The sequence below is a fragment of the Halarchaeum rubridurum genome (genome assembly GCF_014647115.1).
Classification (GTDB): domain Archaea; phylum Halobacteriota; class Halobacteria; order Halobacteriales; family Halobacteriaceae; genus Halarchaeum; species Halarchaeum rubridurum.
In genome coordinates, this window is the sequence record NZ_BMOO01000002.1 from 442,264 (window position 1) to 455,891 (window position 13,628).

General features: G+C 69.7%; 9 protein-coding genes and 1 CRISPR repeat array (1 of these 10 running past the window's edge). All 9 genes read left to right on the forward strand.

Annotated features, from left to right (window positions below; all coding sequences use genetic code 11):
• Window positions 1–91 precede the first annotated feature (91 nt).
• The 9 genes from IEX84_RS05605 (at window position 92) to IEX84_RS05645 (ending at window position 11,692) form a co-directional block, all read left to right on the forward strand.
• Window positions 92–1,009: a DMT family transporter gene (locus tag IEX84_RS05605; protein WP_209590339.1), complete on the forward strand. Its 918-nt coding sequence runs from the start codon at window positions 92–94 to the stop codon at window positions 1,007–1,009.
• A 99-nt stretch (window positions 1,010–1,108) separates the two neighbouring features.
• Complete coding sequence (locus tag IEX84_RS05610) at window positions 1,109–1,672, forward strand: hypothetical protein (RefSeq protein WP_188870696.1); 564 nt, start codon at window positions 1,109–1,111, stop codon at window positions 1,670–1,672.
• A 259-nt stretch (window positions 1,673–1,931) separates the two neighbouring features.
• Window positions 1,932–3,392, forward strand: a complete 1,461-nt coding sequence (locus IEX84_RS05615) for an NADH-ubiquinone oxidoreductase-F iron-sulfur binding region domain-containing protein (protein WP_188870698.1) — start codon at window positions 1,932–1,934, stop codon at window positions 3,390–3,392.
• Window positions 3,393–4,322, forward strand: coding sequence for a 2Fe-2S iron-sulfur cluster-binding protein (locus IEX84_RS05620; protein ID WP_188870699.1), 930 nt, complete (start codon window positions 3,393–3,395; stop codon window positions 4,320–4,322). It abuts the gene before it with no gap.
• On the forward strand, window positions 4,319–6,598 hold the full coding sequence (gene fdhF, locus IEX84_RS05625) for a formate dehydrogenase subunit alpha (RefSeq protein ID WP_188870701.1): 2,280 nt from the start codon (window positions 4,319–4,321) through the stop codon (window positions 6,596–6,598). Before IEX84_RS05620 ends, fdhF begins: the two co-directional genes overlap by 4 nt.
• Window positions 6,598–7,323, forward strand: a complete 726-nt coding sequence (locus tag IEX84_RS05630; RefSeq protein ID WP_188870703.1) for a DUF1641 domain-containing protein — start codon at window positions 6,598–6,600, stop codon at window positions 7,321–7,323. Before fdhF ends, IEX84_RS05630 begins: the two co-directional genes overlap by 1 nt.
• Window positions 7,324–7,326: 3 nt before the next feature.
• Entirely contained in the window at window positions 7,327–9,261 is a 1,935-nt protein-coding gene (locus IEX84_RS05635) for a molybdopterin oxidoreductase family protein (protein WP_188870705.1), read from the forward strand.
• 66 nt (window positions 9,262–9,327) lie between these two features.
• Window positions 9,328–10,422 (forward strand): DUF7345 domain-containing protein, encoded by a 1,095-nt coding sequence (locus IEX84_RS05640; protein ID WP_188870707.1) that lies wholly within the window; start codon window positions 9,328–9,330, stop codon window positions 10,420–10,422.
• A gap of 163 nt (window positions 10,423–10,585) precedes the next feature.
• Window positions 10,586–11,692: a prolipoprotein diacylglyceryl transferase gene (locus IEX84_RS05645; protein ID WP_188870709.1), complete on the forward strand. Its 1,107-nt coding sequence runs from the start codon at window positions 10,586–10,588 to the stop codon at window positions 11,690–11,692.
• Between the two features lie 62 nt (window positions 11,693–11,754).
• A CRISPR array of direct repeats spans window positions 11,755–13,628; the repeat unit is 37 nt; unit sequence GTTTCAATCCCGTTCTGGGTTTCTACCGCGTTGCGAC (it continues 1,519 nt past the right edge of the window).

A 13,628-nucleotide genomic window follows, 5' to 3' on the forward strand; every position in this document is an offset into this window, starting at 1 on the left:
TTGCGCCGGACGCGGCCCTCGCGGGCGGCGCCCCCGCCCCCGTCGCGCCCGAATGGACGGATACAAACCGCCCGACTGCGTTCGGATTCGCGTGACCGCGAGACGCGACGCCGCGCTGTACCTCGGGCTGGCCGCCGCGTGGGGGACGGCGTTCGTCGCCACCGACGCCGCCCTCGACGTGGTGCCGCCGGTGTCGCTGGCCGCCGTCCGATTCGACGTCGCCGCGCTCGCCCTGTTCGCCGTCGCCGCCCTCCTCGGGCACTCCCTCCGACCGCGCGGGCGCGGCGATTGGGCCCCGATTCTCCTCGGCGGCGTCTGTAACATCGGCCTCCACCACGCGCTCCTCTTCGCGGGCCAGCGGACCGTCCCGCCCGCCGTCGCCGCCACGCTCCTCGGCCTCGTGCCCGTGTTGACTCCCGCGGCGGCGCGGGTGGCGCGCGCGGACGACCGGCTCGCCCCGCGCGGCGTCGCCGGCGTCCTCGTCGGCTTCGCGGGCGTCGCGCTCATCGCGCACCCCGACCCGTCGAACCTCGCAGCGAGCGTCGGCGTCGGCCTCGTCCTCGCGTCCGCCGCCGTCTGGACCGTCGGGGCCGTCCTCGTCGACGAGGACGACGCCGCCCTCGGCGGGCTCGCCCTGCAGGCGTGGACGCTCCTCGTCGGCGCGCTCGCGCTCGACGCCGCCGCCCTCCTCCTCCCCGGTCAGTCGTTCGACGCGGCGGCCGTCCCCCTCCCGACGGTCGGCTGGGTGCTCTACCTCGCGCTCGTTCCCGGCGCGCTCGGCTTCCTCGTCTACTTCCGCCTCCTCGACCGTCTCGGACCGGTCGAGATGGGGCTGATAGAGTACGTCATCCCGCCGTTCGCGGCGCTGTTCGGCTGGCTCCTCCTCGGCGAGACCATCGAGACGGCGACCGTCGGTGGCTTCGTCGCCGTCCTCGCCGGCTTCTGCCTGCTCAAGGGCGACGTCCTCCGGCGGCGACTACGCGCGTGGGCGGACGCCGTGCTCGCGTGAAAGCGGCGGGACCGAACCGGGGACGAGCGCACCCGTCCGGCCGCGGGCGCTCGGTCGGTGCCGGAACGGTTATGCGGTGGCCGATTCACACCACGGGACATGAGCGACGACCTCTCGGAGACCGCAGCGGACCTCGCCAGTGACCTCGTCCGCGAGGACATCGTGGTCCTCTCGCGACCGGACGTCAACCACCGACTGAAGACCCGCCTCGACGTCTCCAAGATCGACCACGACCTCGTGACGGAGGCGTTCGCCGACGAAGGATGGGAGTACAGCCGCCACCTCTACTACCACCCGCAGGCGCTGCGCGACGCGACGACGGACCTCGCGGACGACCTGCGCGGCGACGGCCGCCTCCTCGTCACGCACGACGAGGTCTGCGACGAACTCGCGCGCGAGAGCCAGGAGGAGGAGCCGGTCCGCGACCACGTCACCGGCTGGAAGCAGGGCGGCTTCGACGAACTCGTCCGCGGCGCGCTCGAAGAATCCGGCTGGCGACACGAGACGGTCGAGCGCCGCGGGCACGACCTGCGCGTCTACCTCCGGCCGCTGTACGCCGTCTTCGAGGAGAGCTACCCGAGCGGGAAGTCGCCGCTCACGACGGACGAACTGTTCTCGCACTACCTCTCCACCTCGATGGCGGACGCGCTCGAAGACCGCTGAGCGACGCGCCGTTCCGTCCCCTCCCACCCCCTCCCGCTCGACTGCCCGTCTCCCAGCTCACTTGAACCCCATCGCGGGAGGAGTACCCACGCGGTCCCGCCGCTCGGATTTTGGCACCCCTAAATATTCCGTCGCCGTACGGTGGTTTCGCCCGCCACGGACCCGCGGACGCCACCCTGTGGAGGAAGGGGCGGAACGGAACGAAGCGAGTAACTATTTTTGCCTGGGGCGAGAACGACCTGACGAATGGTGACACGTAGTGACTGATTTATCCGAACGAACGACCGCGCTCCGCGTCGCCGGGGCGGACGCCGCGGGCTTGGTGGCCGGCGTCGAGCGCGACGACGTCCCCGTCGTCGCCGTCGGCTCGACCGGCGCACGCGCTCTCGAACCGCTCGTCGTCGCGACCCACGAGGGGACGTCGGCGTTCGTGCCGAACGCGGACGCGGACGACGTCGCGGCCGCCGCCGACGCGCTCGCCGACGGGGACCTCCCCGACGCGACCGCGCGAGTCGACCACGACGACGCACAGACGTCGCTCCCGCTCCCCGACATCGAGGGGTTCGCGGGCGAGCGCAGCGCCCTCGCGCGCTGTGGCTGGACCGACCCGAGCGACCCCGACGACTACGCGAGCGCCGTCGGCTTCAGCGACGCCGACGCCGACGCCGTACTCGAGGCCGCCGAGGGCCTCCGCGGTCGCGGCTGGGGCGACTGGTGCGTCGACGAACCGTACGCCGACCTCTGGGCGGGCGTCCGCGAGCGCGACGGACCGACCTCCGTCGTCGTGAACGCCCACGGCAACCCCGGGGACGCCCTCCTGCTGGAGAGCGACCCCTACGCCGTCCTCGACGGGGCGAGCGCCGCCGCGCGCGCCGTCGACGCCGATTATCTCTATCTCTACGCGAGCGAGGCCGACGCGGTCGCCCTCGAACGGGCGCGCGACGCCGCCGCGGCCCGCGACTACGGCGTCCCCGTCGAAGTCGTCGCCGGCCCCGACGTCTATCGGGCCGCCGAGCCGACGATGGCCATCGAGGCCATCGAGGGCAACCATCGCCTGGAGGCGCGCCTGCGCCCGCCGGGCCCCGAAGTCGAGGGCATCTACGGCAACCCGACGGTCGTCCACACGGCGCGCACGTACGCGCACCTCGCGGGCGCGCTCCACGGCGACGCCCCCGACACGCGGGTCGTCTCCGTGACGGGCGACGTGACCGAGGCGACGACGGTCGAACTCGCCGAGTCGGACACCGTGGCGAGCGCGACGGCCGCCGCGGGCGTCGACGAGTTCACGGCCGCCTGCGTCGGCGGGAAGTTCGGCGGCCTGACGACCGACCTCGACGTCGAGGTCGCCCCCGACGCGCTCGACGGGGCGGACCTCGGCACCGAGGGCGTCGTCGAAATCCTCGGCGAGGACCGCTGTCCGGTCGCGTTCGTCGGCCAGCGGACGAACGTCGCCTCGGAGACGAACTGCGGGCGCTGCGTGCCCTGTCGGGAGGGGACGACGCAGCTCACGGAGAAGCTCCGCGACGTCTACGACGGCACGTACGACGAGGGCGGCATGACGGAGCTGATGGGCGTGATGGAGTCGACGAGTATCTGCGCGTTCGGGCGCGACGTCCCCCGCACGGTGCGGACGGCGATGCGGGAGTTCGACGACGCGTTCGAGGCGCACGCCGACGGGGACTGCCCGAGCGGCACCTGTGCGGTCGGAGGGACACAGTAGATGAGTTCTGAACACGCAGACAGAGCAGACGCACCGCCGCTGACGGAGACCATCGCGCCGGGGACGGCCACCGACCCCGACGTGAAGAGCGCCGACGAGGCCACCGTGACGGTCGACGGCCAGGACGTCGTCGTCCCGGAGGGCTCGACGGTCATCGAGGCCATCGAGGCCGCGGAGACGGCGGGTGAGGTCCCCGCCCTCTGCTACTACGACCGCGACAGCCCGGAAGCGGAGAAGATCGGGCCGCGAAGCGAGTGTCGGACCTGCATGGTCGAGACCGACGAGCACGGGATGGTGCCATCGTGTAGCTTCCCGGCCGAGGACGGCCTGACGGTCTCGACGGACGACGAGGCGGCCACGGAGGCCCGCGACGTCAACCTCGACCTCGTCCTCTCCGACCACAACCTCCGCTGTACGACCTGCGGGAAGAACGGCCGCTGCGAACTGCAGGACGCGGCCATCGACAACGACGTCGAGGAGCCTCGATACGGCGTCTTCGACGACCGAGAGGCCTACGAGCCCCTCGACGATTCGAGCGACTTCATCCAGATCGACCGCAACAAGTGCATCCTCTGTAACCGCTGCGTGGACGCCTGTAACGACGTGCAGGTCGAGGGCGTCCTCCGGATGGAGGGGCACGGGAAGGACACCCGCATCGGCTTCCAGAACGGCTCGGAGACGATGGAGGACTCGACCTGTGTCTCCTGTGGGCACTGCGTGACGGTCTGCCCGACGGGGTCGCTCGTCGAGCAGGGCATCACCGACGCGGCGACGATTCCCCTCCCGGGCTTCAGCCAGAAGAACTCCATCGGGAAGTCCCTGGAGAGCACGGGCAAGGAGAAGAAGGGGCCGATGACGCGGATGAAGCGCGACGAACCGAAGGACCTGACGGGCGAGGAGCCCGACGAGAACCCCGGAGATTGGCTATGAGTAGTAACAACGAGCGGAAGGAGGGCGTCGCTGGCTTCATGCAGCGCGCCAAGGAGCAGGCGAACAGGAACGTCGAGCACTTCGCGGAGGGGATGGCCGCCGGGTCGATGCCGGAGGGCAAGCTCTTCGACATCGCCCAGCAGATCAGCGACAAGCGCCTCGGCGAACTCACCGTCGACAGCACGACGTGTGGCTACTGTGCGGTCGGCTGTCGATTCGACGTCTACACGGACGGCGAGGAGGTGCTGGCGACGCGCGCCACGGACCCCGAGGAGTCCCCCGTCAACGACATCTCGACGTGCGTGAAGGGGAAGTTCTCCTACAGCTTCGCCAACTCCGAGGAGCGCCTCACCGACCCGCTCGTCCGCGACGAGAACGGCGAGTGGCGCGAGGCCACGTGGGACGAGGCCCTCTCGCGCGTCGTCGAGGGCTTCCAGGACATCATCGACGAGTACGGCAACGAGGCGATGAGCGTCATCGCGTCCTCGAAGGCGACGAACGAGGAGAACTACCTGATGGGCAAGTTCGCCCGGCAGGTGCTCGGGACGAACACCGTCGACAACTGCAACCGCCTCTGTCACTCCTCCACGGTCGCCGGCCTCGCCAAGACGTACGGCTACGGCGCGGCGTCCATCAGCGTGAAGGACTTCGAGGAGGCGGACCTCATCTTCCTCACCGGCTCGAACACGACGGAGGCCCACCCCGTGCTCGGCACGCGCGTCAAGCAGCACGTCAAGGAGGGCGGCGAGCTCATCGTCTTCGACCCGCGTGAGACGCAGATCGCCGAGTACGCCGACCAGTACACCTCGATCCGGCCCGGCTACGACACCGTCTGGGTCAACGGCGTCACGCGCTACATCATCGAGAACGACCTCTACGACGAGGAGTTCGTCGAGGAGCGCACCGACGGCTTCGAGGAGGTCAAGGAGGCCGTCTCCGAGTTCACCCTCGACTACGTCGAGGAGGTCACGGGCGCGCCGCCCGAGGACATCGTCTCCGCCGCCGAGGCCATCGCGGAGGCCGACCGCACCGTCTTCGGGTGGACGCTCGGCATCACCGAGCACTCCCACGGGACGGACAACGTCGCGTCGCTCGCCAACCTCGCCGCCATCACCGGGAACGTCGGCAAGCCCGGGACCGGCGTCTCGCCGTTCCGCGGCCAGAACAACGTGCAGGGCGGCGGCGGCGACATGGGCCCCCTGCCCGACAACTTCCCCGGCTACCAGAAGGTCGCGGACGACGAGGTCCGCGCGAAGTTCGAGGAGGCGTGGGACTGCGAGATTCCCGCCGAGCGGGGCTACTACACGACCGAGATGTTCAACGCCTTCGACGACGGCGACCTCGAGGGCATGTTCTGCATCGGCGAGAACCCCTCGCTCTCCGAGCCCGGCAAGAAGCACGCCGACGAGGTCCTCGCGGACATGGAGTTCCTCGTCGTGCAGGACCTCTTCATGAACGAGACGGCGAAGTACGCCGACGTCGTTCTGCCCGCCGTCTCCTTCCTCGAAAAGGAGGGGACCTTCGCCAACACGGACCGTCGCGTCCAGAAGGTCAACCAGGTCCTCGAGAAGAAGGGCAACGCGAAGGCCGACTGGGAGATTCTCCAGGCGCTCGCCAACCGGATGGGCCGCGAGTGGGACTACGCGGACACGAACGAGATCAACGAGGAGATGCGCTCGTTGACGCCGATCTACGGCGGAATCAGCCACGAGCGCGTCGAGGAAGAAGGCGGCATCCAGTGGCCGTGCTGGGACGAGGACCATCCCGGGACCGAGCGCCTCTACACCGAGGAGTTCAACACGGAGAACGGGAAGGCGAACCTCACGCCGGTCGGCTACGCCGAGCCGATGTCCCCGCAGACCGAGGAGTTCCCGCTCACGCTCACCACGGGCCGCGTCCTCTACCAGTACCACACGGGAACGATGACGCACCCCGAGGAGGGCATCATGAAGTACAACGACCGGGACTTCGTCGAAATCAACCCGGACACCGCCGCCTCCTACGGCATCGAGGACGGCGACCCCGTCCGCATCGAGTCCGACAAGGGCGAAATCGTCGTCACCGCGCAGGTGACCGAGCGCATCGGCGAGGAGGCCGTCTTCGCGCCGATCCACTTCGCGGAGACCGCGGTCAACACGCTCACGGACTCCGAGCGCCTCGACCCGGAGGCGAAGACGCCCGAGTTCAAGGCGACTGCCGTCCGCATCAGCCCCGTCGAGGGCAAGCAGTCCACGAGCCGACCGGGGAGCGTCGAGCCCGCCCGGGGTGACGACTGATGGCGCAACCGGTTCGTGAGGTCCCGGAGAGCGCGACGAACCGGGAGCCCGAGCGACCCCAGGAGGGCCGCGAGGCTCTCGAATCCGTCCTTGAGGAGTACGGCGGCGACTACGCGGACGCCGCCGAGTACACGGACGAACTGGAGAACGTCCTCGAAACCGCCATCCTCGTCATCTCCAGCGCGGACGACGAGGAGGTCGACTACGTCACCGACTCGATGGTGACGCTCGTGAAGGCCGGCGACGCCATCAGCACCGAGGGCACCGTCGCGCTCGCCGAGTCGTTCGGCGAGAATTCGGAGGGGTTCGCGGACCTCCTCGACGAACTGGTGCGCCTCGAACAGGACGGCCACCTCACGATGTTCCTCGACCTCGCGGGGACGCTCGCCGAGCCGCTCGACGAGGACGACGCCGAGCGCCTCGCCAACACCGTCGGGGAGAACGCCGAGTCGCTCGCGGACGTCCTCGACGACCTGATGGAGCTGAAGCAGGCCGGCCAGCTCGACGCGCTCCTCGACCTCGCCGCGACGTTTTCGGCCCTCGAGGCCGACGAGACGACCGCGAACGCCCTCAACGACGTCCTCGGTGCCGTCGGGGAGGCGGAGGAGGAGTCCGAGCCGATGGGTCTCTTCGGCGCGCTCGGCGCGCTCCGCAGCAGCGAGGCCCGCGCCGGTCTCGGCTACGTCGTCGAGATACTGAAGGGGCTCGGACGCCGTAACACCTAGGTGATGCAAGAGGCGGGCGCGAACGACGCGAGCGACCGAACCGAACCCACGGGGACGACCGTCTGCCCGCTCTGTGCGGTCGGCTGTCACCTCGCGCCCGCGGACGGCGCGGACGCTGACGGCCGGGCGCGCGGCGTCGCCGGCCCCGCGAACCCGAACGGCCGGCTCTGCGCGAAGGGCGCGAACGCCTTCGAGAGCGTCGCCGACCCCGACCGACTCACCGAGCCGCTCGTCCGCGAGGACGGCGAGCTCGTCCCGACGGACTGGGAGTCGGCGCTCGGCCGGGCGGCCGACGGCCTCCGCGACGTCGCGGCGGCGCACGGCCCCGACGCGCTCGCCTTCCTCGGCGCGCCTCACTGTTCGAACGAGGAGAACTACCTCTTACAGAAGCTCGCGCGCGCCGTCGGCACGAACACCGTCGACAACCGCGCGCGCCTCTGTCACGACAACGCCGCGGCGGCGCTCGCCGAGCGCTTTGGCTACCCGGCGTCGACGCTCGGGATGGACGAACTCGCGGAGAGCGACCTCGTCCTCGTCGTCGGCGCGAACCCCGCGATACAACAGCCCGTGGCGTTCAACGCCTTCGTCCGCGGGGGCGACGCCGACGTCGTCCACGTCGACCCGCGAGCGAACGAGACGACGCGCGCGGCGGACGCCCACCTCGCGCCCCGGCCGGGGACGGACGCGCTGTTCTTCCACGCCGTCGCCGCCGAGCTCCTCGCGCGCGACGCCGTCGCCGAGTCGTTCGTCGCCGAGCGCACCACCGGCTCCGACGCCTACCGCGAGTCGCTCGCGGACGTCGACGCCGTACGGGCCGCCGCGGCGACCGACGTCCCCGCCGGTGACGTCCGCGACCTCGCCGAGCGTCTCGCGGCCGCGGACGGCGTCGCCATCATCGCCGGCACGGGCGTCGAGGCGGACGGCGGCGCGACCGCGCGCGCGCTCTGCGACCTCCTCTGTCTCACGGGGAACGTCGGCCGGCGGGGCGCGGGCTTCGCGCTCTTCCGCGGGCTGAACAACGAGCAGGGCGCGACCGACGTCGGCTGTCGGCCCGACGAACTCCCGGGGCACGCGGACGTCACCGACCCCGCGGCGCGCGAGCGCGTCGCCGACGTCTGGGGGTTCGACGTCCCCGCCGAACCGGGGCTGAACGAGAAGGAGGCGCTCGCCGTCTTCGGCGACGCCATCCACGGCGCGCTCGTCGTCGGCGAGAACCCCGCCATCTCGAAGCGCGACGCCGACTGGACGGCCGAGCGGCTCGACGCGCTCGACGCGCTCGTCGTCGTGGACGTCTACGAGACGGAGACGACGGCGCACGCGGACGTCGTCCTTCCCGCCGCCGTCGGCGTGGAGAAGACGGGAACGGTCACGAACCTCGACCGCCGCGTGCAGGCGCTCGCCGCGGTCGCCGACCCGCCGGGCGACGCGCGCCCCGACTTCGAGACGCTCTGCGACCTCGGGACGCGCCTCGTCGGCGACGGTTTCGACTACGACGACCCGCGCGAGGCCTTCGACGAACTCCGCGACGTGAGCCCGGTCCACGCCGACGTCGCCGTCGGCGAGCGGTGGGGCGACGACTACCGCGAGCGCTTCGCCACGCCCGACGGCCGCGCCGCCTTCGCGCCCGTCGAGACGGACGTCGAGGTCGCCGCGGACGGCCTCGCGCTCGTCGTCGGCTCGCGCGCCGGCGGCTTCGGCGCGACGGACGCGACGGCGGACGACCGCCTCCACCTCAACCCCGCGGACGCCGACGCGCTCGGCCTCGCCGACGGTGACGCCGTTATCGTTCACGGCGACGGCGCGAGACTCGAGACAGCGCTCACCGTCGAGGACGGCCTTCGGGAGGGGGTCGCCTATCTCCACGCGGACGTCGCCGACCCGCTCGTCCGCGCCGGTACGGCGAGCGTCGAGGTGACGCCCGCCTCGGACGCGTCGTGACGGCCCGCCGACGGCCGCGCACGCTTCGCAAACCGTTTTGCGTCTCGGCCGAGAAGTGAGCGCGTCATGGCCGGCCGTCGCCGAACCGTCCTCCTCGTGTTCGCGCTCTGTCTCGTCGGGGCGGTACCGACGGGCGCGTTCGCCACACCCGCCTCGCCGGCGAGCGACACCGTCCGCGTCGGCGACGTCCAGATAGACCCCGACGACGTCGTGCTCGGGGCGACCCTGCACGCGAACGGGAACGCGACGTGGCGAGTCACCTATCGGATGCGGCTGGCGACGGAGAACGAGACGGCGGCGTTCGAGGAGTTCGCCGCCGACGTCCGGCGAAATCCCGCGGAGTACACGTCGGGCTTCGAGCGGCGAATGGGGGCGACCGCGGCCGCGGCGGCGAACGCGACCGGCCGCGAGATGCGCGTCACGGACGTCTCCGTCGACGCGACGACGCGCCAACTCCCCCAGTCCTACGGCGTCGTCACCTACCGGTTCACGTGGACGAACTTCGCGGCGGTCGACGGCCCGCGGCTCCGCGCCGGGGACGCCCTCGCGCAGCTCTTCCTCGACGACGAGACGACGCTCATCGTCGAGTGGCCGGCGGCGTATCGCGCCACGACGGTCGACCCGCAACCGACGGACAGACGCGAGAACGCGGTCGTCTGGGAGGGGCCGCTCGAATTTACGGCCGGGCAGCCGACGCTCGTCGCCACGAGCGCGCCCGCGTCGCCCGCGTCGACCGAGTCGGAACCCGCGACCGGCCCGTCGCCCGCCCTCTTGGCCGCCGGTGCGCTCGTGTTGCTCGCGTGCGCCGGCGGCGCGTTCTACGCCCTCCGGCGGACCGACCGCTTCGGTTCGACGGCCGCCGACGCGGGAGCCGACGCGTCCGACGAGGAGGCGTCGACGGCCGCGACCGACTCTGGCGGCGGGGAGGCGGATGGCGAAGCGTCCGACGAACCGCCCGCGGAGCTACTGAGCAACGAGGAGCGCGTGCTCCGTCTCCTCGAGACCAACGGCGGCCGGCTGAAACAACAACAGGTCGTCCAGGAACTCGGGTGGACGGACGCGAAGACGAGCCAGGTCATCGGCGACCTCCGGGACGCCGGCGACATCGAGACGTTCCGCATCGGCCGCGAGAACGTCGTGCGACTCACTGAGGGGGAGTGAGCGCTCCACTCGGCGCTCGGGTGACGGCGGCGGCGCCGACGCGGCCGGGTCGGGTGTCGACCCCGAGAAACGCACGACAACAGTGAGGCGAAAATCGGCTTAATCCGGTACGACGGTCGCCGATTCGGGTTTATCGACGCGGGTGTATATACGTTCACGGGCCGTGAGTGGTGACGAGCCGATGCGTCACCCCGCCCCCGTACTGCTCGTGAGCCTGCTGGTCGTCGCCGCCGTCGTCGCGGTGCCGATGGCCGGCGCGACGACCGGTATCGACGCGACGAACGCGACGCCGGACGACACCGCGAACGGGACGGCGAACGACAACGGCACGATAGCGCCCGGCGAACGCCTCTCGGGCGTCGTCGGCGTCCAGAGCGCCGAACTCGGTGGCGACCTCGAAGCTCGGTCCTTCGGGGTTCGGGTCGCGCGCGCCGAGAGCGCGGACGCGAAAGCCGCGGTCGTCGCCGCACAGTTCGACGCGAGCGAGACGCGAGCGGACCGGCTCACCGACCGCCTCGCCCGTCTTCAGCAGGCCCGTCGGAACGAGAGCATCAGCCACGGCCAGTACATCGCCCGCGTGGCCGAGACACGCGCCGAACTCGACGCCGTCGCGGCGATGGCGAACCGAAGCGAGACCGTCTCCGCCGGCCTCCCCGACGACGTCCTCCGGGCGAACGGCGTGAACGTCACGGCGATTCGGTCGCTCCGGGAGCGCGCCGCCGAGGCGAGCGGTCCCGAAGTCGCCGCCATCGCGCGGACGATTGGCGGCCCCGACGGGCGCGCCCCCGCGAACGCCACCGAGCGGCGTAACCGAACGGGGACGCCCGCGGCGGACCGACACCCCGGTTCCGACGGCAACCGCACCGCGACGCCGGTCGGTGGCGGGCCCGCCACGGCCGGCGGCGACCGACCGGCGACGCCCGCGAGCGACCGGGTCGAGAACGCGACGCCGAGCGCCGGTGATGCGTCCGGCGCGAACGCGACGGCAGTGGTAGATGGCGAACGAACGCCCGGCGAGGATACGGCGGCGACGGGGAGCGACGGGAATGCGTTCGGCACGAACGCGACGCCGAACGACGAACGGGCGTCCGGTGAGCGTACGACGACGCCGAGCGACGAGCGGACGGCCGACTCGAACGCGACGGCGGATACTGCGCCGTCGACCGACGAGAACACCACGACGACCCGCGGCGGACGACCGGCCGACGCGAACGCGACGGCGACGAGCACTCGTGCCGCCGGCGCCACCAATGGCGACCGAGGCCGCTGAGCGCTCGCTCTCCCACGAACACACCATCGTCTCGGTCATCGACCAGGCGTCCCGTAGCGTTTGTTTCAGCCCCGTTCTGGGTTTCTACCGCGTTGCGACATACCCGCCAACGTAGTCGATAACTGGGAGGGTTTCAATCCCGTTCTGGGTTTCTACCGCGTTGCGACCTCCACGTCAAGCCACTCTTTCGAGCGCAGCCCGGTTTCAATCCCGTTCTGGGTTTCTACCGCGTTGCGACTGCGAAGCCCGGCCGCCACATCGAGATCGCCATCAAGTTTCAATCCCGTTCTGGGTTTCTACCGCGTTGCGACTAGGCGAACGCGCCGGAAATTGAGTTATCCAGCCTCCGTTTCAATCCCGTTCTGGGTTTCTACCGCGTTGCGACCACTCGGCAGGTCGGTTTTGACGTTGCTGTCCGGGAGTTTCAATCCCGTTCTGGGTTTCTACCGCGTTGCGACAGCGCCGTGAGCGGACGGCCGACGCACTCGACGAGTTTCAATCCCGTTCTGGGTTTCTACCGCGTTGCGACGCGGAAGAGATCGTCGAGCACCTCCGTGTCCGGGAGTTTCAATCCCGTTCTGGGTTTCTACCGCGTTGCGACCGTCCGAGAACGCGCGACGGCTCTCAGCCATCGTGTTTCAATCCCGTTCTGGGTTTCTACCGCGTTGCGACACGCACATGACCGTCCGTTTCGCGCCGTCATAGTGCGGTGTTTCAATCCCGTTCTGGGTTTCTACCGCGTTGCGACTCGCGTCTACATCGGTGGCGCGGACGCGCAGCCAGGTTTCAATCCCGTTCTGGGTTTCTACCGCGTTGCGACCGTTCAGCCGATTCTCGTCTGCATCGCGCTCCAGTAGGTTTCAATCCCGTTCTGGGTTTCTACCGCGTTGCGACGTTGGAGTCCGTGACGGTGCCGGTCCCGAAGGACGAGTTTCAATCCCGTTCTGGGTTTCTACCGCGTTGCGACGTCCCGTACTGCGGCTCGTTCGCCGTCGGTGAGGAGGTTTCAATCCCGTTCTGGGTTTCTACCGCGTTGCGACCCCGCAGTATGGACAGCGAACCGAGTGATTACCAGTGTTTCAATCCCGTTCTGGGTTTCTACCGCGTTGCGACCCGTCGGAGACTGCGCGAGCGCGACCGTCTGGCAGTTGTTTCAATCCCGTTCTGGGTTTCTACCGCGTTGCGACTCGACGAGACCGACCGCTACACCGGCGTCCTCCATAAGTTTCAATCCCGTTCTGGGTTTCTACCGCGTTGCGACCAGTCGTACGCGTTCTTGGCGTCGAGGTTGTCGATCTGTTTCAATCCCGTTCTGGGTTTCTACCGCGTTGCGACCGTCGACGCACGACGGTCGCATGGCCGTCACGGTCGGCAGTTTCAATCCCGTTCTGGGTTTCTACCGCGTTGCGACGTGTCGACGCCACCAGGAGGGATAGGTGGAGGGCGTTTCAATCCCGTTCTGGGTTTCTACCGCGTTGCGACCCACGCACCGTCACCGACCCGACTTCCTCGTACTCGTGTTTCAATCCCGTTCTGGGTTTCTACCGCGTTGCGACTCCGCCAAGGTTTATTGGCTGACCGACGCGGGCCGATGTTTCAATCCCGTTCTGGGTTTCTACCGCGTTGCGACTCCGCCAAGGTTTATTGGCTGACCGACGCGGGCCGATGTTTCAATCCCGTTCTGGGTTTCTACCGCGTTGCGACCAGCTGCTCGCCCACGTCGACGAGGCCGCCCACACGTTTCAATCCCGTTCTGGGTTTCTACCGCGTTGCGACATAATCTCGTTGCGGCGCTTCTGGGCTGCCTGTTCTTCGTTTCAATCCCGTTCTGGGTTTCTACCGCGTTGCGACGCGACCGCGACCTACACCGCATAGAACCCTACTCCTGTTTCAATCCCGTTCTGGGTTTCTACCGCGTTGCGACACAGCGCGGTTG

Bases quoted from the DNA above. Each gene is read 5' to 3' on its own strand.
- IEX84_RS05610 (WP_188870696.1), top strand. From the start codon at position 1,109: ATGAGCGACGACCTCTCGGAGACCGCAGCGGACCTCGCCAGTGACCTC.
- IEX84_RS05620 (WP_188870699.1), top strand. From the start codon at position 3,393: ATGAGTTCTGAACACGCAGACAGAGCAGACGCACCGCCGCTGACGGAG.
- fdhF (WP_188870701.1), top strand. From the start codon at position 4,319: ATGAGTAGTAACAACGAGCGGAAGGAGGGCGTCGCTGGCTTCATGCAG.
- IEX84_RS05630 (WP_188870703.1), top strand. From the start codon at position 6,598: ATGGCGCAACCGGTTCGTGAGGTCCCGGAGAGCGCGACGAACCGGGAG.
- IEX84_RS05635 (WP_188870705.1), top strand. From the start codon at position 7,327: ATGCAAGAGGCGGGCGCGAACGACGCGAGCGACCGAACCGAACCCACG.
- IEX84_RS05640 (WP_188870707.1), top strand. From the start codon at position 9,328: ATGGCCGGCCGTCGCCGAACCGTCCTCCTCGTGTTCGCGCTCTGTCTC.